Below are 26,155 nucleotides of genomic sequence, written 5' to 3' on the forward strand. Positions count from 1 at the left end.
GCTCCATTTCTGCCATTTATATTTGTACCGTTTATCAGTTAAAAACCCTTATCAGCTCAAGAGTCTCTTTGTCTATAGTAATCTGCGACCTGCGCAGAGCCTCCATTGTCTCAAAGAACTTCTCTCTGTCTCTTGCTTCATAATAAAGCTTAAGCATGCATTTGTAAGGAATCAGGCTGTCCGGATATTCCGAATTACCGACCACGCACCAGCGCTCAGCCCTGTCATATTCCTTCATCTCAGTAAGCCTCATGCTTATCATTCCGTAATATTCAGGCGTGAACTGCGATTTGTCAGCCGCATATAGAACCGCACCTATCTCATCAAGCATATCCGTATATGTCTTCTGCTCCATACCGGCAAGCACCTTCTGCTCAAGCACCGTATTCATGTAGTCTATAGCCATGCAGCAGTATTTTGCACAGTTTTCGTCCCTTTTACCGATTTCAATATAAATCCTGCGGACAGTGTCCCTGAACCTGCCAAGCTCATCACGAAGCGCCGTTGCCGCATAATGCGACGTCTCTGAATCCGCACTGTTAAGTGCAAGCGATATCGCTGCAAGCGATTGGCTTACATCACCTCGCAGAACATTCAGCATCAGCGTTCTTAAGCTTCTGTAGTCACTGACGGCAACTGCCTCCTCAAATGACGTTATGTTAAGCTCTCTTTCCTCATCCGCTCTTGCAAATGTCTCTGCCCTGTCCTTGCTGAACACAACCCCCGACAGATCCGCATCTTTTCTGAAAAATATCCTTCCGGCAGCAAGTGCGGTAATGTAACATGCAAAGCCTGCAGCCGGGCACAAAAGAAACATCGCCGACAAGAGCAGATATCTTTTTCTTCCTCCCGGTATGTGCTGCCTTATCTTTGTATTAGGCACAATAACCAGCCCCCACACCAGAAACGCAAGCGTACATATGCAGTTTACCGCCAGTATTATTATCAGCGTATACGAACTCATGCACCCATCTCCTCAGGTATCTCATATTGGTAGCCCGCCTCAGCAATTCTGTGTTCAACATACCGCATGCCGTCAGCGTCCGTGCTCGCAAGCATTATATACAGGCATCCGTCTCCGGCATCCCCCATATAATCGGTATTACGGATAATACGTTCAAGGCTCTCTCCGGCTTTGGCAATCCCGCCGTCCCCCGCATCAACCTTTATAAATGAACATTCTGCAAGCCCTCTTCTGCGTGCATTAACAAATGCCCCTGCAAGCGATGTAAATGCATCCTTCTCAAGAATATGTGTGCCGCTTATATATCTCTGCCCCGCAAGAATACTCATATATCTGTCCGCACGCACTACCGAATTCTGCGTCAGCGAGCCTATTATCTTAAGCCTGTTTGCCATGCTCAGATTCATGCGTTCAAACGGAATATCCCACAGCATGACAATAAGCTTCATGACTCCCTCTGACCTGATTGCAAGAGCCATCATAGGAAGCCCCTCCTCAAGCCTTCTGTTCACAAATACCCTGTCTGCGGCAAAATCCTCATACATGTTCTTATATGACCTGAACTCTATAGAATTGCCAAGCTGTCTGGCCGTCTTTGATGTAAATGATATCAGGCGCGCGAAGTTCTCATTGGACACCGTGTATATGGCTACATCACGGCTTTCCATAAGCCTTGACACAACCTCAGCGGCATAGAACAGAACCTCCTCAGGCTCGTATTTGTCAAGTGAGGACGTAATCTCATATATCTTACCCATGCTGTCACTCTGGTTGACTATCTGACGCTCCATCTCATTCTTAAGCTTTACGTTGGTTCTGTTTATCTCCTCAATGTCCCTGAGCCTGTGCTTAAGGTATTCTATCTCATCGTCCTTATCCCTCTTAAGCACAACGAGCCGGTCTCTCAGATATCCTACCGCAAGTCCGAGTATTACAAGCTGCGCTATCCATACATAAGTATTGTAATCAACAATTACCTCAAGGCCGCTCTTAGTATACATCTGCCTGAAGCAGTATCCGGCAACCGCAAGTATCGCAGAAAATGTTGCCTGCTGCTGTCCGTATATGATTGCAAACAGAAGCACATACAGAAGATAGCTGTCGAGCTTTCCGAAGAACTGGCTTCCCACCGCCCTGTTATTAATCATGAAAAATGGTATAAAGCATATCATATTTTCAATAAACGGAACAAATGTCTTAAGAATGGACTTAAGAGATGCTGCTATCTGCTGCGACCTGCTCAGCTGCTCCGCCTTTTTTGTGATGTATCTTCCCGGATTCTTATTAACCGCCTTAATTACCGCCTCTGCGCACTCCTTTGTGCCTGAGAATATTGCAAATGTAAACTCCTCGGCATAGTCATGCACCTCAAGCTCCTCAACCCATATGACATCCTCTGAATCGTCATATACTACAGGAACCCTTCTGCCAAAGGCTGCATTTATCATATCAATCATATCACTGTACGATATGTGGCTGTTGGTAGTTACGGTATACACCGGATATCTGCACTTTTCTGCTGTAAATATATTATAGAGGAACCATACAGCATCCGGCAGTGCAAGCAGTGATACATCCATGCCCGGGCAGTGAATCTGTCCGTCCTCAAGCATCTCAACACACGCTCTTGAACATACATCCCGTACCTCCTGCGCATTCTTCGGCACAAAGCAGATATTCTCAGCTCTTGCAACTATTATATCCATTCCGGTTGCAATCCTGTAATTGGCACATGTTGTCTCACCCTGACGCACCGATCTTGCCTTGATAACTGCAGCATTCTCCTGCGATGCCTGAGTCATATCTGCCCTGTATACCTCCTCAGAGGACAGATATACAAACCTTCCCCGTCTGAGCCTTGAATATGCTGCAAGCATGTTGCCAAGTGCTGCCGTGTAAGCCACCTGTGCATCCTCAAGTCCGTTCCAGTCAAACGAATCATCATATGCCCCCGCAAATATCGTAAGATCCGGCATTATGCTCTCAAACACATCCTTCATGCACGTGTTGTCATACTCAAATATATATTTTTCATATACATGTCTGTAATGCGTACGCTTACTGCTCATCAGGGCAAATACCCTGTGTCCTTCCTTATTAAGCTTATCGGCTATCGCGCCTGTAATCCTGTTCGCATCACCAATCAATAATACTTTCATTATTCCACCCGATTAAATGTTGAGTTATATTCATTATTCCGGGGCAAAAACCCCGGCTGTGCTGCAAGCTGCCTGACAAATGCATTGACATCTGTCAGCGCCTCTTCCACTGATATACCATACTCCGAAGCAAGCTGCATTGCAATCTCTTCTGCCGTTTTATTCCCGATAAATCCCCTGAATATCTCCGCGCCGCTGTCATTGACCGGAACCGGAGGCGTATATCTGTCAGGTGTCTGTGCGCATTTGATTATCCACCATGTTCCTGCCGCATGCTCCAATGCATATTCCGAATTAAATGCCATAATTACCAGCCCCTCTGTATCAAGCTTTATTGTGCATATTGTATCATATTCAAACCGCATTTGTATATTACTTGCCAATTGACAATGCATGATGTTTTTTATAGTATGATATGAGTATCAGATGCAGATTTTGCACTCCTATTCATGCATCTGGATTACTATATTGGTGAGGATTTTAGTTTATATGGAAAAACGTGAATTAAATGACGATGAAAAATATATGAAGGAAGCCATAAAGCAGGCGCGCAAAGCCTACAAAATCGGGGAATCTCCCATCGGCTGTGTGATTGTGTATCAGAATAAGATTATTGCCCGCGGCTACAACCGCCGCAATATCGACAAGACTACTCTCGGACATGCCGAGATTACGGCAATCAGAAAGGCAAGTAAAGTTATCGGTGACTGGCGCCTTGAGGACTGCACAATATATGTCACTCTTGAGCCATGCCAGATGTGTGCCGGAGCCATCGTTCAGGCAAGAATTCCCCGCGTTGTGATTGGCGCCATGAACCCCAAAGCCGGATGTGCAGGCTCAGTCCTGAATCTGCTTGAGATACCGCAGTTCAACCACCAGTGTGATGTAGAACGCGGCGTACTTGCAGACGAATGTTCCGGGCTTATGTCATCATTTTTCAGGGAACTCAGGGAGCAGAAGAAAAACAAATAAAACAACACAATAACCTGTGTAAAGGCCTTTTCAGGGTATATTCCCATTTATAGCCTCTACACAGGTCCTTTTTAAGAATTTAGGAAGTTTATATAATAAACATATTACTATGCCTATCAACAATCTGACATATATCCGGCAAGCGTTTCTCTTACAGCTCCCGCTCCCGGCAATTCCAGTTCTTTAACTATACCTGCATTTTCTTAATAATACCATCATAAAAATCAAGCACTGACTTAATATCCTTATCATCCGGATGCCCCTTTGCAATGCCGCCTATAAGCCTGAACGGGCCAAATGTGTCATAGCCCTTGCACGAAAACCTGTCTGTAATGCTGCAGCGCTTATTTTTGAGTATTGCCTCTATAGAGCCGAAGGCTGCGCTTCCGCCGTGCGTGCATATTAAAAATACAGTCTTTTCCTGCGGCAGATTAACGGATGCAAAGTTAAGCACCGCCTGATGGAATTTGCCGTAATATATTCCTGATGCAAAGCCTATTGCATCATATTCCGAAAGATTTTTCTCTTTTATCTTTGTGGCATCGATAAGTTCCGTTCCGTAAGCATCTGCTATTGCATCAACAAGCTTTTTTGTATTCCCATGATGTACGGATGCATAAACAATTGCTATTTTCATATAGATAACCTCTTATACTAGCATATCTCTCCGGCGAGTGCCGCTCTTGCTGCGCTTGCAGGTGAACCAAGATATATGCCTACCTTAGAAGAACCCATTCTTCCGAGGAAGTTACGGTTGTTTGTGGCAAGAATCTTCTCGCCGTCAGCCATGATTCCGCATGCACGTCCACAGCAGAGACCGCAGCCCGGCTGTGTTATAATTGCTCCGGCAAGTGCAAGATCCTTGAGATACCCTGCCTTGGATGCCTCTTCATATATGCTTCTGCTTGCAGGAGTTACGATAAGTCTCATATAATCTGCAATCTTCTTACCACGAAGAATGTCCGCTGCAACCTTGATATCCTCAAGTCTTCCGTTAGTACATGAGCCTATGAATACCTGATCAATCTTAGTTCCCTTAAGCTCGCTTACAGGATGGATGTTGTCTACCTGTGAAGGACACGCCAGTACGGGAACGAGTGTTGATGCATCATACTCCATTACACGGCAGTACTCAGCGTCAGCATCAGCCTTGAGCCATGCAACATCATCGTAATTGACACCTGAGAATTCAGCCGTCTTTTCATCAGGTGCAAACAGCGCTGCCTTTGCTCCTGCCTCAATCGCCATATTGGCTATTGTCATCCTTGATGCAACCGTCATATTGTCTACAGTGCTTCCCGAGAATTCAAGAGCCTTGTATGTAGCACCGTCACTTCTCAGGTCACCAAGAAGTCTGAGGATAATATCCTTGGCATATACACCCTCAGGAAGTTCTCCGTTAATCACAACCTTAATAGTCTCAGGAACCTTAATCCACATCTCGCCTGTTCCGAGGACAGCCGCCATCTCAGTGTAACCGATTCCCGATGAAAAACATCCTACGCTTCCGTAAGTTGTTGTATGTGAATCAGTGCCGAATACTATATTACCCGGCTTTGCATAACCCATCTCCGGCATAAGCTGATGGCAGATACCATCTGCCCTGTGAAAATTCTTAAGTCCCTGCTCCTTAACAAATGCATCACCAATCTTAAAATGTCTTACATCCTCGACAGCACTTGTCGGTACAAGATGATCATAGATAAGCACAACCTTATCGGCATCCCACACCTTTTTAAATCCCATCTCATGGAACTTGTCCACAACAAACGGAATAAATATATCGTGAATCATTACCCTGTCAACATTAACGGTAACAATCGCTCCCGGCTTCACATCTGCCTTGCCGGTATTCTTCATAACTATCTTCTCAATTAATGTATGTCCCATACTAATCTCCATTCCGCAAACACAAATCTTGCGTGTGAAAAATCAGATATCAATCTGTATTTTTCACACTAATCCATTCCGCTTCTGCATAGCCTTAACAAGTCCGCCCGCATTAAGAATCTCCATGAGATTATCAGGAAGAGGTTCTATCGGATAATCCTTGCCGTTAAATGTAATCTTATCATTCATGATAACTGTCAGCTCATCGCCCTCCCTGACAGCATCAGGAATATCCTTATTCTCGATAAGCAGAAGTCCGTTATTTATTGAATTACGGAAGAATATTCTCGCAAATGATTTTGCAATTACGCATCTTATATTAAGATGCTTGATTATCTCCGGTGCCTGTTCTCTTGATGAACCGCAGCCGAAGTTCTTGCCTGCAACGATTATGTCACCGTCACCTATCTGTCCTGCAAGCTCAGGTCTCAAAGGTGAAAATGCATATTTTTTCATATCATCAACTGTCTTAAGCGCAAGGTACTCTGTAGGGATTATGATATCCGTATCGATATCGTCACCGAGCACCCACACTTTACCTGTAAATTTATCCATAACTGTCTCCTTTTCCTACAGCTCGTCAGGGCCGCATATCTTACCTGCTATTGCTGAAGCCGTAACAGTAGCCGCTGAACCGAGATATACCTTAGATGTCTTATGTCCCGCACGTCCCTTGAAGTTACGTGTACCTGTTGATATAAGAACTTCATTCTCACCGATTACGCCCTGGCAGCTTCCCCAGCATACACTGCAGTTGGCATTCATGACCATTGCGCCTGACTCCATGAATATATCAATAAGCCCCTCATCGAGTGCCTGAATATAAACATTATTGGATGCAGGAGCTATAAGGAATCTTACGTCAGGATTAACCTTTCTTCCCTTAAGAATCTCAGCGGCAACACGGAGGTCATCTATTCTTCCGTTATTACATGAGCCAAGAAATGCCTCGTCAATCTTAACATCACCGACCTGTGAAAGCGGAATAACATCATCAACAAAATCAGGTCTCGCAACTACAGGCTCAATCTTATCAAGGTCATACTCATATACCTTAAGGAACTTTGCATCCTCGTCACTGACATACATGTTGTCCGCCCTGCGTCCGTGCTCCTTAATAAATTCCTTAACCTTTTCATCTGGCTCTACAATACCTGTCTTGGCACCTGCCTCAACAGCAAGGTTGCACAGTACAAATCTGTCATTAACACTCAGGTTATGTGCTCCCTCTCCTGCGAACTCCATGACCTTGTAATTGGCTCCGTTAGCCCCTATATCACCGATTATAGTAAGAATAAGGTCTCTTGGATATACACCTTCCCTTAACTTACCCTTAAGGTTAAAGCGGAGTGTCTCAGGCACCATGACCCATGACTTGCCTGTAACCATTGCATACAGGAAATCGGTACATCCGACACCCGTACCAAATGCTCCGAGTGCTCCGTATGAACATGTATGTGAGTCTGCACCGAATATAAGCTGTCCCGGCTCAACAAAATTTTCAAACATAATCTGGTGGCATACGCCATTGCCCTCAAAGAACTTAATTCCGTTCTCTCTGGCAAACTCGCGCATCTTCTTATGAACTGCTGCCGTCTTAGGATTCTCTGCCGGAATATTATGATCCACGATAAATACAATCTTATCCTTGTCGGCAATTCTTGGATTCTTCAGCTTATTGTTGTACATATCTATTGTAAGATGTGTTGTTCCGTCATTACTCATAAGGTAATCAAGCTCAACAGTATGTATCTGTCCCGGCTTAACCTCTTCAACACCGGCTGCTCTTGCGATAATCTTTTCAGCTATAGTCATTCCCATTGTGCAATCCCCCTAGTTCTCTTCCTTGTTAAGTGAGGCAATAAGTCCGCCCGCATTAAGAATATTCTGCATATATTCAGGCAGCTTTGTACATGTAAATTCCTTACCGCATGCCTTAACAGTTCCTGCTGTAAGGTCAATATCCGCCTCGTCACCTGCGGCAACATTATCATGAAGGTCTTCGCATACAAGCACAGGAAGTCCTATATTGATTGAATTTCTATAGAATATTCTAGCAAATGACTTTGCATAAACTGCCTTTATTCCAAGTGCCTTAAGAACACTTGGCGCCTGCTCTCTTGATGAACCGCAGCCAAAGTTGTCTCCGGCAACAATTATATCCCCATCCTTAACACCGGAAGCAAAATCTGCATCAAGTGACTCAAATGCATGTGACTTCATCTCATCAATATTCGGCAGAAGCAGATACTGCGATGCAATAATCTGGTCTGTATCAACGTCATTGTCAAATTTAAAAATACGACTCATAAATCCTCACCTTTTTCCCTTCATATGCCATTAATTCTTAATACGCCATGATATCATATATCATAAATGCGCTATATGCATGTTACCGGCACTCAGTAAATTATACACGTATACAGCGTACTTCTCAAGATATAATTACTCTTATTGATTTTCTCATTTTTTTATCATATCATATGTAATAAGATATGTCTAAAATCGACTGCGAACAGAGGTCAGGATGAGTTCATTAAAGTTTGAATACAGAGACAACGGAATAATTCTTAAGACATTAACCCCCGCCAGTGCGGAGCGTGTGCTGATGTTTTATAAAAAGAACAGTAATTCATTTGATGCATATGAAACCGCCAAGCCGGAGGGCTTCTACACCTTAGGCTTTCAGAAGAGGCTTATTGCCGCTGAGAATGAGAGCTTTCTTAAAGGAACTCAGATGAGATACTTCCTGTTTGACGAACGTTTTCCACAGGACATCATCGGAAGCGTATCATTTTTCAACATAAGACGCGGGGATTTTGAACAATGCTGCATAGGTTATAAGATTGACGAAGAATACCGCCATATGGGCTATGGCCGCCGTATGCTTGAGCTTGCACTAAAGATAATAACCGTTGATTACGGAATCCACCGCGTTGAAGCGTATATACTGCCCGCCAACACCCCCTCAGTCCGGCTTGCCGGGCAGTGCGGCTTTGAGCCTGAGGGAATTGCGAAGGGGTATGTGCGTATGCATGGAGAATGGACCGACCATATGAGGTATGTTTATATCTCCCGGTACCAATAGCCAAAATACGGATTGCGGCAGTCACTTCTATGACTTCTTCTGAAGTTGTTAAATCCAAACATCCCCGCCATAAACCGCTCTTTATTGCTGTATACACCGGGAACACCGATAAGCATTGCATTCTCATCAGACTGTACCCTTCCGGCAAGGATATGTCTGAATGTATAGAAGCCATGCATAAGAAAGCTGTTCTGTTCAACATCTATTCCGTCACCTGTCTTAGCTCCCGTACATTCATATTGAAGCAGTGTCCTTAGCTTATCCGGAGTAATCTCAATACAGTCATAATATGTATCATCATCAAATGCATCCACATAATCACAATCTTCCTGCATGCGGCTGAATACCTGCATACGGGTAAGTGGCATTTCATCTGCTTTTTCTTCTTCCGGGATAATTATATCCCCGTTCTCAGGCTTTGTTTCTATTTCCTCAATCTGAAGAAACTCTGGCTTACTGCCCTCTTCAGCAGCTGTCTCCTTTTCTCCCGCTTCCGTATGTTCTTCTACAGCTTCCTGTTGCGCATGTTCTTTCTGCGGTACTGTATTTTTCTTTGCCCCGAACCTTATCATGTCATACGGATAGGCGGTATCGGTATCATCCCATGAAGCAACCGCCGCCAATTCACCTGCATCTGTCACAACCGCTACTGCCACAGCCTCATTCCAGTCAAATCCGCTTCCACCCATATTAGTATCAATAAATTCACATTTTGCCCTGCCAAATCCGTTATTAACAGCAATATCATCCAGCTTAATTCCGGACATATAATCTCCGTCCGGCACAAGCGCACATATACTGCATCTGCATTCGCCAACAGAATACATTCCCCTGATGCTGAACTCAAGACTGACACGGCTGCTCATCATCCACCCTGTCTCGTGCTCCACCTTGACAAATCCACAAGAGTGGCTCATATCAGCACTGCCATCACTATATTCATGTAAATAAAACAAATTACCCATAACAATCCACCAGCCAACAGATAAACTTGATATTACAGTATATGCAGGCTGGTAAAATGTTATGTGTGAAATGACTAACAGCAGCACATTAAAAAGCCACCCGGAAGCACTATATATGAATTCACATATAATGCAATCCGGGCGGCTTTTAATTATTTAATTACACTTAATGCATCTCAATCAGTCTGTCAGCAAGCTCGCCAAACTGCGCAAGTGTAAGCGCTTCGCCTCTGATTCCCGCAGGAAGTCCCATAGCCTCAAGAGCCGTTGTTACGTCCTCTCTTGTGCATGCGTGTCCGCTTCCGTTAAGCTCACTGCTGTTGGCAAGTGAATTGGCAAGCGTCTTGCGGCGCTGATTGAATGCGGCACGGATAACCCTGAACATAAACTGCTCATCCTTAACCTTAACAGGCGCATCCTCATGACGCACAAGCTTTATCACGGCAGAATCGACATTAGGACGCGGCATAAAGCAGCTTGCAGGAACCTTAAGGACAATCTGGGCATCCGCATAGAACTGGACTGCAAGTGACAATGCACCGTAATCCTTAGTTCCCGGGCCCACCTGCATGCGCTGTGCAACCTCTTTCTGAACCATTATAGTAATGCTCTCAAGCGGAACATGACTCTCAAAAAGGCCCATGATGATAGGAGTTGTAATGTAGTAAGGAAGATTGGCAACAACCTTTATCGGACGTCCGTCATTCTTTTCCTCAGCAAGCTTTCTTACATCAACTTTAAGAATATCCTCATTAATAACACTTACGTTATCATATGGTGCAAGTGTCTCGGCAAGTATCGGAATAAGATTCTTATCAATCTCAACCGCCGCAACCTCTCTTGCATTCTCGCAGAGAATCTGTGTCATTGTTCCGATTCCCGGCCCTATCTCAAGCACAAAATCATCCTTTGTAATGCCCGCCTCGCGCACAATCTTCTCAACCACATTACCGTCAATCAGGAAATTCTGTCCGAATCTCTTCTGGAAACCGAACCCGTATTTCTTAATAATCTCAAGTGTATTGGTCGGATTGTATAAATGTTTGATGTTCTCCATATACTCACCTTTCGATATTCAAAAGTCTTTTTGCATTGGCAGTTGTTGTCTCAATAACCTCTTCGCGTGTAACATTTTTCAGGGCGGCAATCTCATCCGCAACAAGCGGGAGATTCAACGATGAATTACGCTTGCCGCGGTTAGGCACAGGTGCGAGATAAGGGCTGTCCGTCTCAAGCACTATCCTGTCAAGGGGTACATATTCAACAGTCTCCTTAAGCTTTCTTCCGTTCTTAAATGTTACGACACCGCCTACACCTATATAGAAGCCATTATCAAGATAGAACTTTGCACACTCCTTAGAATATGAATAGCAGTGTATAATGCCTCCGACATCAGATGCATGCGTCTGTCTTAAAATATCCTCCGTATCTTTGGCTGCTTCCCTTGAATGAATCATTATCGGCAGCTTAACCTGACGTGCAAGCTCAATCTGTCTCTCGAACCAGTATTTCTGCGCATCTTTGCCTGTCTTTGGATATGTTGCATCAGCAGGATAATAATAATCAAGACCTATCTCACCTATGGCAACAATCTTACTGCTCTGTGCTGCCTGCTGCTCAATGTAATCCATATCTGCCTCGGTAAGTCCGTCTGCATCATCCGGATGAACGCCAAGCGCACCATACACAAAGGCATATCTTTCCGTCAACTCAAGAGTTGCATGGCAGCCTCTCATAGAAGCTGCCACATTTACAACATTGCCAATTCCGTTATCAGCAAGTGAGGCAAGCAGCTCTTCCCTGTCTGCGTCAAATGCTTCATCATCATAATGGGCGTGTGTATCAAAAATCATATTAATCCTCTATCTAATCTCCGAACCATTGATTATATCGCGGTCAACAGTCATAACTGAGAGATTGCCCTTGTCATCACCCGCACAAAGAATCATTCCCTGTGACTCAACACCACAAAGCTTGCATGGCTTTAAGTTAGTGATAACAGCAACCTTCCTGCCTACCAGCTCTTCCGGCTTGTAGTAAGCTGCAATGCCTGACACAATCTGGCGCATCTGTCCGCCAACCATTACCTGTGACACAAGAAGCTTCTTAGACTTCTTAACAGGCTCACATGCCATAATCTCGCCGACCTGAATCTGAATCTTGTCAAAATCCTCTATTGAAATCTCTTCCTTTGGCTCAACTACAGGATACTCAGGCTCTGCATTCTTAGCCGCCTGTGCCTTGCGTATCTCCTCAGCCTTTGCAAGCACCTCTTCAAGGTCAAGTCTTGCAAAAAGAATCTCCGGCTTGTCTGTAACTTTGATTCCATTCTTGCGGAGTCCGAACTTATCAAGATCATCATACTCTCTTATATCAGCATTAAGCTGTGCAAGAATCCTGCCTGCTGTCTGCGGCATATACGAAGTAAGAAGGTTGGCACCGATTGTAATACTCTCAACAAGGTTATAGAGAACATGTGCAAGCTCATCCTGCTTTGACTCATCCTTGGCAAGCGCCCATGGCATTGTCTCATCAATATATTTGTTACATCTCTTAAACAGTGTAAATATCTCTGTAATTGCATCAGCTACACGGAGCTTATCCATATCCTTATCAATAAGCGCCTTAGTGCCTGTTACAACTCTCTTAAGATCCTCGTCAAAATCAGTTGTTGCTGATGTATCGTTAACATCTCCGCCAAAATACTTATTGCTCATGGCAATTGTACGGTTTACAAGGTTACCGAGCGTATTGGCAAGGTCTGAATTCATTCTCTCAACCATAAGCTCCCATGTGATTACACCGTCATTTTCAAATGGCATCTCATGAAGGACAAAATAACGTACGGCATCCACACCGAACATATCTACAAGGTCATCGGCATATATAACATTGCCCTTTGACTTACTCATCTTGCCATCACCCTGAAGAAGCCATGGATGACCGAATATCTGCTTAGGCAGCGGAAGTCCGAGTGCCATAAGCATAATCGGCCAGTAGATTGTATGGAATCTTAAGATATCCTTACCGATAAGGTGAAGGTCGGCAGGCCAGTATTTGTTAAAGTTCTCGTCTGAGTTGCCGTCTACGTCATAGCCAAGACCTGTGATGTAGTTGGTAAGGGCATCAAGCCATACATATACAACATGCTTATCATCAAAATCAACTGGGATACCCCACTTAAAAGATGTTCTTGATACACAGAGATCCTGAAGTCCTGCCTTGATAAAGTTATTCATCATCTCATTCTTACGTGACTCAGGCTGGATGAATTCAGGGTGGGACTCAATATGCTCAATAAGCTTATTGGTATATTTGCCAAGCTTAAGGAAGTAAGCCTCCTCCCTGGCAGGCTGGCATGGTCTGCCGCAGTCAGGGCATTTGCCGTCAACAAGCTGTGAAGCTGTGAAGAATGATTCACAAGGTGTACAGTACATACCCTCATAGAAGCCCTTGTAAATGTCTCCCTGATCATACAGCTTCTTGAAAATCTTCTGAACCTGCTTCTCATGATACTTATCTGTTGTTCTGATAAACTTGTTATATGATGTATCCATAAGGTCCCAGATTCTCTTAATCTCACCTGATACATTGTCTACAAATTCCTGTGGGCTGATTCCTGCTTCTTCTGCCTTCAGCTCAATCTTCTGTCCGTGCTCATCTGTTCCTGTCTGGAAGAACACATCATAGCCCTGCTGTCTCTTATATCTTGCGATACTGTCTGCAAGCACTATCTCATATGTGTTGCCGATGTGCGGCTTGCCTGATGTATAGGCAATCGCTGTAGTGATGTAATATTTCTTCTTGTCTTCCATTGTCTGCTTCCTCTCTTCTGCTCTTTTAGATGCTGAAATTTTAAATACTAAAAAGCGCCCTCCGTCATCCTCAGGCAACTCTTGTTACTGATTATTGACAGGAAGGCGCATAATCAACGCTGTACCACTTCCATTCGCCGCACAGGAACACTCTGAATTGCTTTGTAAATGCTTACAGCCGATTATCTCATTCCCGTTAAAGCCTCATGTCCGATATAACAGTCGGTCCTGTCGCAGCCTTGCAGCTTATCTGTTCGGTGCGCCACTCCGGAGCCATCTTCGTCACCATCCGAATCATCCGCTTGCAGCAGACGCGGAATTCTCTGTAGATTCTTCACTGTGATTACTCTTTCCTTCATAGTGTTTGGTTATTAAATTATTAATATAATTCCGGGGCAGATGCACCCAGCTATGATAGATATTACTATATTAATATTACAAATGTCAAGTAGCAGCATCCCCTAAGCCTGCGTCTTGTCCTGCATCCGAATCAGTACCCGAGTCCGGGCCTGTATCTTCCTCAATCTTTGGAAGCTCTCCCTGCGCCTGTGTATTATCTGCCACACCCTCCGGGTCATACTCTCCACCCTCTTTATCCCAAAGCGAATCGTATTCCTTGCGCTTTTCCTTAAGTGCCGCCATGATCATCTGTGCCTGCTTTGCCTTGCCATACATCTTATCATCATATTCCATGACCTTTTTCTCATCAGAATATGGCACCTTATCGCCCGCGCACATTCTTGCAACCGTTGTCATTATCTTGGCTATTGTTGCCCCAAGTCCCGTCTCCGGATCTGCGAGTGCCTTGGCATTCTCTGCATCAGAAGCCGCACACCACTGCTCTCTAAGTCCATTAAGTGCATTCTCATATTTGTCAAAATCCTCTGATGCCTTGTCATATGAAAGCTGGAGCTGCGCCGCCTTCTGCGTCCATTCGTCATTTCCTGTGCGTTCTGCTTTATCCCTGGCATTCTTAAGCTGCTTATAGATATCCTTCTTTTTATCCTGTAACTGGTTTCTGTATGCCTGATATTTCGGTATTGCCTCTCCTAACTTCATAGTTTCTCCTTTCTGCTGACGTTCATCAAATCATCTTATCAAGTTCCCTGTCTACATTTGCATTTCTCTTAAATTCAGGTTTGTCAATAATGTTACCGCCTGCCATTACACAATCTACATTTCTCAAAGCACACAGATTATCAAGCGGATTATCCTGTGTCACAATAAGCTCCGCCTTCATTCCCGGTGCTACAGTTCCCGTAATATCACCAATTCCGGCAAGTCCTGCATTGACCTGTGTTGCAGTATGCAGTGCAAATGCATTCGACACGCCTGCATATCTGCTGAAGTAATACAGTTCTCTCCAGAAATTATACTGCGTAATATACGGACAGCCGACATCATTACCCAGTGCAACAGGTATTCCGTTGGCAATCGCCGCTTTGGAACATTCCACGATTCCCTCAAATACAATATTGCCATTGAACTGTTCTACCTCTGATGCATGCGATATGCTCCTGTCAAACAGTGCATACGGAAGAGCCGGTGATATTGTTGTTGTAAGAAATGCATTTTTCTCTTTGAAAAGGCTTATTATCTCCTCATCCGGCTTGGCACCATGCTCTATTGAATCTACCCCGTTAGCAAGCGCAGCTCTGACACCTTCCGTTGACTCAACATGTGCCGCAACCTTATATCCAAGCTTATGTGCTCTCCCGCACACAGCATTTATCATATCCGGCTGCATCTTAAGCTCTCCCGGAACGCCCTTTGCCTTGGCATCAAGGACACCGCCCGTAATCATCAGCTTTATAATATCAACCTTCTGCTTCGCTGCCCTGTCAACCTGTGCAAGTGCTTCATCAACCGTTGTAGCCGCTATCGCCACCGACCCCGCCATATGACCTCCCGGCACGGATATTCCTTCATTAGCTGCAATAATTCTCGGCCCGATACATCTGCCGTTTTCTATATCTGTCCTGCATCTGGTATCAAAATCCGCCAGCCCGCCTACAGTTCTTATCGTTGTAACACCGGACAGAAGTTCAAGCTTTGCAAAGCCCTTGACCATATTGTAGGCAATCCTTCTTGTAAGCGCCGTGCTCATTATCTTTCCTACAAGTGCCGCGTTGTCACGCTGCTTTTTCTGTGGCTTTCCATTACCGGCAAGATGCACATGCATATTGATAAGCCCCGGCATAACATATCTTCCGTTAAGGTCATATACCTCATATGACTGCTTCGTATCTGAGCTTTCCCACTCATCTCTGTCTGTTATTGCTTTAATCGTATCGCCATCGATAAGAATAACCTTATCCGCAGCAGGCTCCATATTCTCTGACCCGTCCAGTATATATCCGTTGATCAGTGCCAGTCTGTTAATTTTGTTTATCTTCATTGTATCTCTCCCTCTTTTATCCGGACTTTCCTATTAATTATTTCTATTGTTATAATGATACCACATCACTGATTGCATATCCAGTTAATGTATATTAATATACTATATATACATATTTCACATCTAATAAGGGGGATTACCAATTGAACAATAAAAGAGATAAAGCATATATGAAGCGGCGTTTCTCTGCCGTTTTTCTTGCGGTTATTATGTGCTTTGGCATTGCAGGATGCAGCTTTGGTCCGTGGCACGGTACCGGCAGTGACAGTTCTAATCAGGAAGGAAGCGCTGAACAGACCGTCAGGACATATGCAGAGAAAGACCTTGAGGCATTTAATGAATTCACACTTGATGTCTTTTGTGATGCGGTATCACAGGATACACTGACTCTTCACTGCATGGTCAAAAATCCTGAGAATTACGGCATAGAACATACTGCTGCCACGCTTGGCACAATTGATATCAATTCACTTGATAATACATCTGATATTACAGACTGCCTGAATCGTCTTAATACCTTCCGCTACGAAGAATTGTCACAGAAGCAGCAGCTCACATATGACATCATGAAGAATTATCTCACAACTGAGCTTGAATACAGCGATCTGTATATGTACTCGGCCTCTCTCACTCCATATAGTGGAATTACGGTTATGCTTCCCACACTGCTTGCCGAATATGAATTTTATTCCAAAGCCGATGTTGACGATTACATTGCCCTTCTCAATGACACCGGGAGATATTTCTCTGATATTATGGAATTTGAACGGCTCCGCTCTGAAAAAGGGCTCTTTATGGAGGATTATATAGCCGATGAACTCATAGGACAGTGCCGGACATTTATAGATAAAAACAGCAGTGAGGATTCATTTCTGATAACATCATTTGCAAGCCGTCTTAATGATGTCAGCCAACTTACGGATACTGAAAGAAATGCGTATATCGAAGCAAACCGCAAAGCTGTCATATCATCGGTTCTGCCCGCTTATCAGGATATTATTGACGGTATTGCGTCCCTCAAAGGAACCAATCGTTATCAGGGAGGTCTGTGCAATTATCCCGACGGACGCAAGTACTATGAGTATCTTGTAAAGAGCGACCTTGGATGGTCTAAGTCAATGAATGATCTTGATGAGCTTCTTGATCAGTATATTACGTCCGCTTACCTGTCGCTTCAGGCAATACTTGCAAAGGATCCGTCTGTCGCAGACCGGCTTGACCATTTTTCTTTTACACTCACTGACCCGGAAGAGATTGTAAATGATCTTCACAGCAAGCTTACGGACGAATTTCCGGCGGCACCGGAGGTTGAATACTCCATCAGGGACATCGACAAATCCCTTGAGGAGAATGCCAACCCTGCAATGTACATAATCCCGCAGATTGATAACTACACAGGCAATGTTATTCTTATCAACCGCTATCAGGCTGATTATGCCACTATTTATCCTATGCTTGCACATGAGGGATATCCGGGACACATGTACCAGACAACGTATTTTGCAGCAACAAACCCAGACCCTGTACGAAGGATTCTCCAGACAGGCGGCTATTCCGAAGGCTGGGCTTCATATGTTGAGATGCTTTCTTACATGTACGATGACAAATCATCATCTGACAGTATATACCAGCTTCTTAAGGATAACGAGACAATAACTCTTGCACTGTATTCAAAGATGGATATGGGAGTCAATTATTACGGCTGGACCAAAGACCGCTTAAGAATATACCTTCAGGACTGGGGTGTTGCTGACGGTATGGATATTGACTGGCTCTATGGATATCTTTGCGCTGAGCCTGCCTCCTACCCTAAGTATTCGCTTGGATGCTTTGCTTTTATGGACCTGCGTGTCAATGCGCAGGCTTCTCTCGGCGAACGCTTTGATGCGGTTGAGTTCCACAGATTTCTTATGGATCTGGGGCCTGCCCCTTTTGATATTGTGTATGAACGCTTCGACAGATGGCTGGCTTCACATACGGACAAAAGCTAGATAAAAAGAACGCATTCACAGACACCTCTAAGGCTCTGGAATGCGTTTTTCTCTGTTTTATTCAAAATATGCAACCGGATCTACAGGCTTGTCATCAACCGTCAGTTTGAAGTAAAGATTAGCGCCTTCCTCAGTGTAATATCTGGTCGGCTCAGCCACCTTTCCTATAACATCCCCGGCAACTACTGTCATACCCTTCTTAAGCTTAACGTCATCAAGCAGTCCGTATGTTGTAACGTAATTGTTGCCAATTGCTATAGATACTGTTGTTCCTGTCTCATCACTTACATTGATTGCATTAACAACTCCGGATGCCGCAGCAATTACCTCCGTACCTGCAGATGCTGCGATATTCACGGCAGGATTAACCTTATAAAGCCCCAATGTCTTGTAATATATTGTGCTGTCCATGCTGTATTTCATAATGACTTCGCCATTGACCGGACGCTTAAGCGTGTCATTCTCACCAAACGAATACTTAGCTGCTATATTGTCCGCTGAATTGGCTGCAACTCCATTATTTCCCTGATGCGCGGTATCCGGACCGGACGTATCCGTGTCACTTGCTTTTGTCGGAATATCAGATTTTTCCTGCATATCTGACTTCACATCACCGGCAGCCTTTGTTAGTGTATCGGCCTGGTCTGTTATCGTTATGCTTCTGGTATAATCTGTCACGCTGTCCTTCAGTGTATTTTCCTCCGCTTTTGCCTGCTCTATTTTCGTCTCATTCAGGTCTACAATATTAGATGAACCTTTCTTTGCACGCCCCGCTACTGATATTACTCCCACAGCGAGCGCACATACAAGTGCTCCCGTTATAATGAATGACATCATCTTTTCCGGACTTCTCTTCTTTATTTTCTTCATATTAACCCTCCATTCCTGCCGCAAATCACTGCTGATGTTAATATGTTTTCCATAAATCCGGATTTTATACATTTACAGATTCTCTATTGATATCCCATTAAAAAAATATTTTAAAATTTCATCGTATCCACTGCCCTGACGTGCCATCACCGCCGCCTGGTTAATGCTGAGTCCGTATCCGCTGCCGCTTCCACGGACGGTAATTCTTATATCACCCGAAGCATTGCCTGCTCCCAATGTATTCCGGCTTACATCCTCAATAAAAAAACACGGAGATGCAAGGCCAAGTGCATCCGCAAATTCTTCTCCGCTTATTACAATATTACCAACCTTTATTCTGTTTACGTAATCTGACCGGTCACGTTCTACAATCTGGACGGTCTCAAGCGGTGCATCTTTGCTGAGTCCTGAAGATGCCGCCTCTGTAACTGGCGCAAATTTCTTTGAACACAGCTTTACAAAATCCTGATTGCTTATATATTTTATACTTATATACTGCTCTGTACTGCTGTCATCCGGGCACTCTGCCTGCTTAAGCCATGGCATCGCCCCATCAGACATACTCCTCGTCTTGCCTGCTGTAATGTATGTATAAGGACAGTCTATCAGCTCATTGTTGCAGCGCATAACAAGCTGTGATACAGCTGCAGTGCAGTCCTCTATGAGTGATTCGTTGGCTTCATAATCTCCCTGCCACAGCTTCATGCGTTCCTTTTTGGAAATATATGTCATTGCAAGCTCATCATCATCAACACTGAAACTGTCTTTCATTGCCCTGTATATCTGCGTTCTTATCATAACTGCCTGCGTCTTGATAAGCTCAGGCTCACTGCCGTATTCAAGTCTTGACGCAAGTACACCGGCTATATAATCATCGACACCAATATCCGTGGCGCTTTTTCCGGCATCAATTCTGACACGGCCATTCCGGCCTATATCAGCTTCCTGCGACGGCTGCCTTACTCCGGTAAGCATTAACGTAAAAAAGCCCGGAATAACGAAGCACACTATTGTAACCAAAAGTGCTTTCTTCATTATTCCAAGCTCTATTCTTCTTCCATGCATTGCTCCACCTCCTGTTAAAAGGTATGAGCACTTATGGACATGTATGACTGTTTAATTAATCTTCATCAGAAACTTCAACCTTAACCTTGTCGAGCTTCCAGATATCCCTTACATACTCCTCAATAGTACGGTCTGATGAGAACTTGCCGGCACATGCCACATTAAGCATAGCTGACTTAGCCCAGCCCTTCTCATCCTTATACTTATCAAGCATCTTCCTGTGTGCATCCGCATATGCACGGAAATCCTTAAGTATAAAGTATGTGTCAGCTCTTCTTCCGCCATCATTGTGAAGAAGAGAATTGTAGATATCTCTGAACATCTCAGGATTCTCTCTGCAGTATTCACCATTAATGAGCTGCATAAGAACTGTTCTGACATCCTGGTCATTGTTGAATATCTCCATCGGATCATATCCGCCTTCATTCTCGTAACGGATAACTTCATCTGATGTAAGTCCGAAGATAACAGCATTATCTTCTCCGACTTCCTGGACTATCTCAACATTGGCACCATCCATCGTTCCGAGAGTAAGCGCACCATTAAGCATGAACTTCATGTTACCTGTACCGGAAGCTTCCTTGGATGCAGTTGATATCTGCTCGCTCACATCTGCTGCCGCAAATATAATCTCAGCGTTAGATACACGGTAATTCTCTATGAATACAACCTTAAGCCTGCCCTTGATTGCAGGGTCATTATTAATGACATCCGCAACATTATTGATAAGCTTTGCTATCTTATATCCGGCAGCCGCCTTGGCTCCGAATATAAATGTCTGTGCAGGTATATCAAGATCAGGATTAGCTTTAAGCTGGTTATACAGATACATTACATGAAGTATATTAAGAAGCTGTCTCTTATACTCATGAAGTCTCTTAACCTGTACATCGAATACTGAACGGGGATCAACTTCAACTCCATTGTTCTCCTTAATGTACTTGGCAAGTCTTAACTTATTCTGATACTTAATCTGCATAAACTCACGCTGGCACTTCTCATCATCAACATATACCTTGAGCCTGCTAAGATGTGACAGGTCTGTTATCCAGTCATCACCAATCTTGCCTGTTATCCAGTCTGCAAGAAGCGGATTACCGTGAAGAAGGAATCTTCTCTGTGTAATACCGTTAGTCTTGTTGTTGAACTTCTCAGGGAACATCTCGTAGAAGTCCTTGAGTTCCTGCTTCTCAAGAATCTCTGTGTGAAGCTTGGCAACACCGTTAACAGAGAATCCTGCCACAATTGCAAGGTTGGCCATCTTAACCTGGCCATCATATATAACAGCCATCTTGCGGATCTTATCCTGATTGCCCGGATACTTAACCTTCAGTTCCTCAACAAATCTGCGGTTGATCTCTTCGACAATCTGATATACTCTCGGAAGAAGTCTTGAGAACAGCTCGATAGGCCACTTCTCAAGCGCCTCAGCCATAATTGTATGGTTAGTATATGCACAGCAGTGTGTAGTTACTTCCCATGCCTCTTCCCAGTTAAGTCCTTCCTCATCCATGAGAATTCTCATGAGTTCGGCAACCGTAACTGTAGGATGTGTATCGTTAAGCTGGAATACATACTTCTCGTGGAACTTTCTTATATCGCTGTTAGTCTTCTTATACTTGGCAATTGCTCTCTGTATACTTGCTGATACAAAGAAATACTGCTGCTTTAATCTGAGTTCCTTACCTGCATAATGGTTATCGTTAGGATAAAGAACCTCAACAATATTCTTGGCAAGATTCTCCTGCTCAATAGCCTTGTGATAATCGCCTTTATTGAATGATTCAAGGTTAAATGTATTAACAGGTTCTGCATCCCATATGATAAGTGTATTAACAACATTGTTGCCATATCCTACAACCGGCATATCATAAGGAACAGCTATTACTGAGCGGTAATCTTCCTGAACGAACTTATCTCTTCCGTCCTCATCCTTATAGCATCTTACATATCCGCCAAACTTGACTTCATAAGAATACTCAGGTCTCTTAATCTCAAACGGGTTACCGTCCTTAAGCCAGTTATCAGGCACTTCTATCTGATAACCGTCCTTAATCTGCTGCTTGAACATACCATATCTGTATCTTATTCCACAGCCGTATGCAGGATATCCAAGTGTGGCAAGTGAATCAAGAAAACATGCTGCCAGTCTTCCAAGACCACCATTACCAAGAGCCGCATCCGGTTCCTGATCCTCTATTACGTTAAGGTCAAGCCCCATCTCATCAAGAGCCTCTTTGATATCTTTGTAAACTGTAAGATTGATCATATTATTGCCAAGGGCACGGCCCATAAGGAACTCCATTGACATATACACTACAGTTCTGACATCTTCCTTCTCGTATGTCTTCTGGGTTGCAAGCCATCTGTCCATTATGATGTCCTTGACAGAATAGCTCACTGCCTGGAATATCTGCTGCTTATCAGCTTCATCAACCGTCTTTCTGTATAAAACCTTCAGATTATCGGCAACACTCTTCTTAAATTCATCCTTGTCAAACTTTACTCCCATATTGTCTCCTTTTTCACAAGTAAATATTTACGAAAGCTTTTCAACTCCCATTGTAACACTTTCGCCGTTAATATTCCACTCTTTTGTGAATCCTTTAACAGAGTCATAACCCACCTCATCAGCAAGTACTTCTGACTTGATGAGTTCTTCATTCTTTCTTACGATTTCCTCAAGCTTATCGTTGCCCTCAAGATATACTGCAATCTTATCCATTACCTCGAATCCGGCTTCCTTACGCATCTGCTGAACCTTGCTTATTATCTCACGTACAAATCCTTCTTCAACAAGCTCAGGTGTAAGTGTTGTCTCAAGTACTACGGTTATCTGTGCGTAGCTGTCTGCAACATATCCTTCAGTCTGGGCCATATCAATAAGCAGGTCATCCTTCTCAAGGTCTATCTCCTGTCCTGCAACATTAAGCTTAAGATATCCGAGATTATTAAGCTGCTCCATTGCTGCGTTACCATCAAGCTCAGCAAGTGCCTTTCTTATATCATTAAGAATCTTGCCATACTTTGGTCCGAGTGTCTTGAGCTGTGGCTTAAATGTATATGAAGTATATGCACGGACATCATCCTTGAATTCCACATTCTTAACATTAAGCTCATCCTTAATGATATCAACGTAGAACCCGCCAAGTGTCCAAGGTGCCTTGATAAACATGTTGCCGATTGGCTGACGGTTCTTGATATTGGCTGCATTACGGCATGCACGTCCGATAACAACAACATTCATAACGTCTTCCATATCATCCTCAAGTTCCTTGTTAATCCATGCCTCATTGGCAACCGGGAAGTCACACAGATGAATGCTCTCCGGAGCTGTCTTGTCTATGCTTCTTACAAGGTTCTGGTAGATATCCTCTGTCATGAACGGAATCATAGGAGCTGCACACTTTGCGAGCGTTACAAGGCATGTGTAAAGTGTCATGTAAGCATTTATCTTATCCTGCTCCATTCCCTTAGCCCAGAATCTCTCACGGCTTCTTCTTACATACCAGTTAGAAAGCTCATCAACAAAATCTTCAAGTGCTCTTGCCGTCTCTGTAATCTTATAATCGTTAAGGTTATTATCTACAGTCTTGATAAGAGTATTAAGCTTTGACAGAATCCACTTATCCATTACAGGAAGCTTATCGTACTCAAGCTTATACTGTGTTGCGTCAAAATTATCTATATTGGCATACAGCACGAAGAATGCATATGTGTTCCAGATAGTTCCCATAAACTTACGCTGGCCTTCTGTTACTGCCTTGTCATGGAATCTGTTAGGAAGCCATGGTGCGCTGTTCTCATAGAAATACCATCTGATTGCATCTGCGCCATGCTTCTGGAGTGCATCAAACGGATCCACAGCGTTACCCTTTGACTTACTCATCTTCTGTCCGTCTGCATCCTGTACATGTCCGAGAACGATAACATTCTCATAAGGTGCCTTATTAAACAGAAGTGTTGAGATTGCAAGAAGTGAATAGAACCATCCTCTTGTCTGGTCAACCGCCTCTGATATGAACTTGGCAGGGAACTGCTGCTCAAACAGGTCTTTATTCTCAAATGGATAATGATGCTGTGCAAATGGCATTGAACCCGAGTCAAACCAGCAGTCAATAACCTCAGGGACTCTGTGCATCTGCCTGCCACACTTAGGGCACTTGATTGTCACTGCATCAATATATGGTCTGTGAAGCTCTATATCATCAGGACAGTTATCTGACATCTCCTTAAGCTCTGCTATGCTTCCGATGCTGTGCTGGCATCCGCATTCACACTCCCATACATTAAGAGGAGTTCCCCAATAACGGTTACGGCTGATGCCCCAGTCCTGAACGTTCTCAAGCCATGCGCCAAAACGTCCCTTACCGATGCTCTCAGGTATCCAGTTAATTGTGTTATTATTTCTGATAAGGTCATCCTTAACAGCTGTCATCTTAATGAACCATGATTCTCTTGCGTAGTAGATAAGCGGAGTATCACATCTCCAGCAGAATGGGTAATCATGCTCAAACTTAGGTGCGTCAAAGAGCTTGCCTTCCTTATCAAGGTCTGCAAGTACCATTGGGTCTGCCTTCTTAACAAATACACCTGCATATGGAGTCTCTGCTGTAAGCTCGCCCTTACCATCTACAAACTGTACAAACGGAAGGTCATACTTCTTGCCTACCTTAGAGTCATCCTCACCGAATGCAGGAGCGATATGAACGATACCTGTACCATCTGTCATGGTTACATATGAGTCACATGTAACATAATGTCCCTTCTTATTCTGCTTTGCTGCTGCCTCTCCTGCACATGCGTACAGCGGTTCATATTCCTTATACTCAAGATCCTTGCCCTTGTATGTCTCGAGCACTTCGTATGCCTTAACGCCTTCCTCTTCATTGGCAAGTCCGCCAAGCACCTTATCAAGAAGCGCCTCAGCCATATAATATGTGTAACCGTCTGCTGCCTTAACCTTGCAATATGTCTCATCCGGATTCACACAAAGTGCCACGTTAGACGGAAGTGTCCATGGCGTTGTTGTCCATGCAAGAAAATATGCATCTTCTCCCACGACCTTAAAACGCACAATTGCTGAGCGTTCCTTAACACTCTTATATCCCTGTGCAACCTCGTGGCTTGAAAGAGGTGTACCACAACGAGGGCAGTAAGGAACAATCTTATATCCCTTATAGAGGAGTCCCTTATTCCAGATTTCCTTAAGTGCCCACCACTCAGACTCAATAAAGTTATTATCGTATGTTACATAAGGATTATCCATATCAGCCCAGAATCCGACCGTATTGGAGAAATCTTCCCACATTCCTTTATATTTCCATACGCTTTCCTTACAGTGCTTGATAAATGGCTCAAGTCCGTACTCTTCAATCTGCTCCTTGCCGTCAAGACCGAGCATCTTCTCTACTTCAAGCTCAACAGGCAGTCCGTGTGTATCCCATCCTGCCTTTCTTGGAACCATATATCCCTTCATTGTTCTGTATCTTGGAATCATATCCTTGATAACACGTGTAAGTACGTGTCCGATATGAGGCTTACCGTTAGCTGTAGGAGGTCCGTCATAGAATGTATATGTCTCTCCTTTTTTGCGGTTATCAATACTCTTCTGGAAAATGTTGTTGTCTCTCCAGAACTTCTCTGTCTTCTTTTCTCTCTCGACAAAATTCAGGTCAGGTGTAACTTTCTCGTAAACCATTGTCTTACTTTCCTTTCTTTTCTTATAATAACAAAAAGCCTCCGCCGTAATGGGCGAAGGCCAATAATGCATTCCTTGAAAATTCCTATTACGACATACCAGCATATGCGTCCCTGTTAACGGTAGGAGCCCCGTCGGAATCTACTCCTGCCATGCACTCATGTATATCCTGCACAGCTGTTTCGGACCGATGCTTGGAAGTGATGTTCTGATAGATTCTACTCGTACCGGTTCCCAGCATCCCGGCTCTCTGTAACTTTTGAATAAATCATACTGT

Annotated in this window: 22 protein-coding genes; 3 read left to right on the plus strand and 19 right to left on the minus strand. The window is 44.0% G+C overall.

Annotated elements, in window-relative coordinates:
* Positions 1-34: 34 nt before the first annotated feature.
* From NQ488_13825 to NQ488_13835, 3 genes are read right to left on the minus strand one after another with little or no spacing between them, the layout of a single operon-like run.
* The gene (locus NQ488_13825) at positions 35-964 is read right to left on the minus strand and encodes a hypothetical protein (GenBank protein UWN95600.1); all 930 of its coding nucleotides are present in this window, start codon (positions 962-964) and stop codon (positions 35-37) included.
* Positions 961-3,123 (minus strand): NAD(P)-dependent oxidoreductase, encoded by a 2,163-nt coding sequence (locus NQ488_13830; GenBank protein ID UWN95601.1) that lies wholly within the window; start codon positions 3,121-3,123, stop codon positions 961-963. The genes NQ488_13825 and NQ488_13830 overlap by 4 nt, the downstream gene beginning before the upstream one ends.
* Positions 3,123-3,488, minus strand: coding sequence for a PqqD family protein (locus NQ488_13835; protein ID UWN95602.1), 366 nt, complete (start codon positions 3,486-3,488; stop codon positions 3,123-3,125). Before NQ488_13835 ends, NQ488_13830 begins: the two co-directional genes overlap by 1 nt.
* Positions 3,489-3,612: 124 nt before the next feature.
* Here NQ488_13835 and tadA point away from each other — a divergent pair, with 124 nt between their 5' ends.
* Positions 3,613-4,095 (plus strand): tRNA adenosine(34) deaminase TadA, encoded by a 483-nt coding sequence (gene tadA / locus NQ488_13840; protein UWN95603.1) that lies wholly within the window; start codon positions 3,613-3,615, stop codon positions 4,093-4,095.
* Positions 4,096-4,282: 187 nt separating this feature from the next.
* Here the strand turns inward: tadA and NQ488_13845 are convergent, their stop codons facing one another.
* The 5 genes from NQ488_13845 to leuD all read right to left on the minus strand — a co-directional run bounded on the left by NQ488_13845 (position 4,283) and on the right by leuD (position 8,295).
* Positions 4,283-4,732: a flavodoxin family protein gene (locus NQ488_13845; protein ID UWN95604.1), complete on the minus strand. Its 450-nt coding sequence runs from the start codon at positions 4,730-4,732 to the stop codon at positions 4,283-4,285.
* Between the two features lie 17 nt (positions 4,733-4,749).
* On the minus strand, positions 4,750-5,985 hold the full coding sequence (locus tag NQ488_13850) for a 3-isopropylmalate dehydratase large subunit (GenBank protein ID UWN95605.1): 1,236 nt from the start codon (positions 5,983-5,985) through the stop codon (positions 4,750-4,752).
* 63 nt (positions 5,986-6,048) lie between these two features.
* Complete coding sequence (locus tag NQ488_13855; GenBank protein UWN95606.1) at positions 6,049-6,540, minus strand: 3-isopropylmalate dehydratase; 492 nt, start codon at positions 6,538-6,540, stop codon at positions 6,049-6,051.
* A gap of 15 nt (positions 6,541-6,555) precedes the next feature.
* Positions 6,556-7,806, minus strand: coding sequence for a 3-isopropylmalate dehydratase large subunit (locus NQ488_13860; GenBank protein ID UWN95607.1), 1,251 nt, complete (start codon positions 7,804-7,806; stop codon positions 6,556-6,558).
* Between the two features lie 12 nt (positions 7,807-7,818).
* Complete coding sequence (gene leuD, locus NQ488_13865; protein ID UWN95608.1) at positions 7,819-8,295, minus strand: 3-isopropylmalate dehydratase small subunit; 477 nt, start codon at positions 8,293-8,295, stop codon at positions 7,819-7,821.
* 217 nt (positions 8,296-8,512) lie between these two features.
* Here leuD and NQ488_13870 point away from each other — a divergent pair, with 217 nt between their 5' ends.
* Entirely contained in the window at positions 8,513-9,073 is a 561-nt protein-coding gene (locus NQ488_13870; GenBank protein UWN95609.1) for a GNAT family N-acetyltransferase, read from the plus strand.
* Here the strand turns inward: NQ488_13870 and NQ488_13875 are convergent.
* The 7 genes from NQ488_13875 to NQ488_13905 form a co-directional block, all read right to left on the minus strand.
* Positions 9,052-10,038, minus strand: a complete 987-nt coding sequence (locus NQ488_13875) for a DUF6128 domain-containing protein (GenBank protein ID UWN95610.1) — start codon at positions 10,036-10,038, stop codon at positions 9,052-9,054. The genes NQ488_13870 and NQ488_13875 overlap by 22 nt on opposite strands.
* A gap of 166 nt (positions 10,039-10,204) precedes the next feature.
* A complete protein-coding gene (gene rsmA / locus NQ488_13880; GenBank protein UWN95611.1) occupies positions 10,205-11,095 on the minus strand; it encodes a 16S rRNA (adenine(1518)-N(6)/adenine(1519)-N(6))-dimethyltransferase RsmA in 891 nt (296 codons plus the stop codon).
* A 4-nt stretch (positions 11,096-11,099) separates the two neighbouring features.
* The gene (locus tag NQ488_13885; protein ID UWN95612.1) at positions 11,100-11,891 is read right to left on the minus strand and encodes a TatD family hydrolase; all 792 of its coding nucleotides are present in this window, start codon (positions 11,889-11,891) and stop codon (positions 11,100-11,102) included.
* Between the two features lie 9 nt (positions 11,892-11,900).
* The gene (gene metG, locus NQ488_13890; protein ID UWN95613.1) at positions 11,901-13,853 is read right to left on the minus strand and encodes a methionine--tRNA ligase; all 1,953 of its coding nucleotides are present in this window, start codon (positions 13,851-13,853) and stop codon (positions 11,901-11,903) included.
* A 182-nt stretch (positions 13,854-14,035) separates the two neighbouring features.
* Positions 14,036-14,191 (minus strand): hypothetical protein, encoded by a 156-nt coding sequence (locus tag NQ488_13895; protein ID UWN95614.1) that lies wholly within the window; start codon positions 14,189-14,191, stop codon positions 14,036-14,038.
* A gap of 106 nt (positions 14,192-14,297) precedes the next feature.
* Positions 14,298-14,912, minus strand: coding sequence for a hypothetical protein (locus NQ488_13900; protein UWN95615.1), 615 nt, complete (start codon positions 14,910-14,912; stop codon positions 14,298-14,300).
* Between the two features lie 25 nt (positions 14,913-14,937).
* A complete protein-coding gene (locus NQ488_13905) occupies positions 14,938-16,251 on the minus strand; it encodes an amidohydrolase family protein (GenBank protein ID UWN95616.1) in 1,314 nt (437 codons plus the stop codon).
* Positions 16,252-16,394: 143 nt separating this feature from the next.
* Here NQ488_13905 and NQ488_13910 point away from each other — a divergent pair, with 143 nt between their 5' ends.
* Positions 16,395-18,242 carry a DUF885 domain-containing protein gene (locus tag NQ488_13910; protein ID UWN95617.1) on the plus strand — a complete coding sequence of 616 codons (1,848 nt, stop codon included), beginning with the start codon at positions 16,395-16,397 and terminating at the stop codon, positions 18,240-18,242.
* Positions 18,243-18,299: 57 nt separating this feature from the next.
* On the opposite strand, the gene NQ488_13915 is transcribed toward NQ488_13910, so the two are convergent.
* The 4 genes from NQ488_13915 to ileS all read right to left on the minus strand — a co-directional run bounded on the left by NQ488_13915 (position 18,300) and on the right by ileS (position 25,878).
* Entirely contained in the window at positions 18,300-19,112 is an 813-nt protein-coding gene (locus NQ488_13915) for a M23 family metallopeptidase (GenBank protein ID UWN95618.1), read from the minus strand.
* Positions 19,113-19,184: 72 nt separating this feature from the next.
* Complete coding sequence (locus NQ488_13920) at positions 19,185-20,177, minus strand: SpoIID/LytB domain-containing protein (protein UWN95619.1); 993 nt, start codon at positions 20,175-20,177, stop codon at positions 19,185-19,187.
* 55 nt (positions 20,178-20,232) lie between these two features.
* Positions 20,233-22,689: a glycogen/starch/alpha-glucan phosphorylase gene (locus NQ488_13925; protein UWN95620.1), complete on the minus strand. Its 2,457-nt coding sequence runs from the start codon at positions 22,687-22,689 to the stop codon at positions 20,233-20,235.
* A 27-nt stretch (positions 22,690-22,716) separates the two neighbouring features.
* A complete protein-coding gene (gene ileS / locus NQ488_13930) occupies positions 22,717-25,878 on the minus strand; it encodes an isoleucine--tRNA ligase (GenBank protein ID UWN95621.1) in 3,162 nt (1,053 codons plus the stop codon).
* Between the last annotated feature and the right edge of the window lie 277 nt (positions 25,879-26,155).

Source organism: [Bacteroides] pectinophilus (genome assembly GCA_025146925.1).
Classification (GTDB): Bacteria; Bacillota; Clostridia; order Lachnospirales; family Lachnospiraceae; genus Bacteroides_F; species Bacteroides_F pectinophilus.

Coding starts and splice junctions, on each gene's coding strand:
- NQ488_13825 (UWN95600.1), bottom strand. CDS start 964: ATGAGTTCGTATACGCTGATAATAATACTGGCGGTAAACTGCATATGT.
- NQ488_13830 (UWN95601.1), bottom strand. CDS start 3,123: ATGAAAGTATTATTGATTGGTGATGCGAACAGGATTACAGGCGCGATA.
- NQ488_13835 (UWN95602.1), bottom strand. CDS start 3,488: ATGCGGTTTGAATATGATACAATATGCACAATAAAGCTTGATACAGAG.
- tadA (UWN95603.1), top strand. CDS start 3,613: ATGGAAAAACGTGAATTAAATGACGATGAAAAATATATGAAGGAAGCC.
- NQ488_13845 (UWN95604.1), bottom strand. CDS start 4,732: ATGAAAATAGCAATTGTTTATGCATCCGTACATCATGGGAATACAAAA.
- NQ488_13850 (UWN95605.1), bottom strand. CDS start 5,985: ATGGGACATACATTAATTGAGAAGATAGTTATGAAGAATACCGGCAAG.
- NQ488_13855 (UWN95606.1), bottom strand. CDS start 6,540: ATGGATAAATTTACAGGTAAAGTGTGGGTGCTCGGTGACGATATCGAT.
- NQ488_13860 (UWN95607.1), bottom strand. CDS start 7,806: ATGGGAATGACTATAGCTGAAAAGATTATCGCAAGAGCAGCCGGTGTT.
- leuD (UWN95608.1), bottom strand. CDS start 8,295: ATGAGTCGTATTTTTAAATTTGACAATGACGTTGATACAGACCAGATT.
- NQ488_13870 (UWN95609.1), top strand. CDS start 8,513: ATGAGTTCATTAAAGTTTGAATACAGAGACAACGGAATAATTCTTAAG.
- NQ488_13875 (UWN95610.1), bottom strand. CDS start 10,038: ATGGGTAATTTGTTTTATTTACATGAATATAGTGATGGCAGTGCTGAT.
- rsmA (UWN95611.1), bottom strand. CDS start 11,095: ATGGAGAACATCAAACATTTATACAATCCGACCAATACACTTGAGATT.
- NQ488_13885 (UWN95612.1), bottom strand. CDS start 11,891: ATGATTTTTGATACACACGCCCATTATGATGATGAAGCATTTGACGCA.
- metG (UWN95613.1), bottom strand. CDS start 13,853: ATGGAAGACAAGAAGAAATATTACATCACTACAGCGATTGCCTATACA.
- NQ488_13900 (UWN95615.1), bottom strand. CDS start 14,912: ATGAAGTTAGGAGAGGCAATACCGAAATATCAGGCATACAGAAACCAG.
- NQ488_13905 (UWN95616.1), bottom strand. CDS start 16,251: ATGAAGATAAACAAAATTAACAGACTGGCACTGATCAACGGATATATA.
- NQ488_13915 (UWN95618.1), bottom strand. CDS start 19,112: ATGAAGAAAATAAAGAAGAGAAGTCCGGAAAAGATGATGTCATTCATT.
- NQ488_13920 (UWN95619.1), bottom strand. CDS start 20,177: ATGCATGGAAGAAGAATAGAGCTTGGAATAATGAAGAAAGCACTTTTG.
- NQ488_13925 (UWN95620.1), bottom strand. CDS start 22,689: ATGGGAGTAAAGTTTGACAAGGATGAATTTAAGAAGAGTGTTGCCGAT.
- ileS (UWN95621.1), bottom strand. CDS start 25,878: ATGGTTTACGAGAAAGTTACACCTGACCTGAATTTTGTCGAGAGAGAA.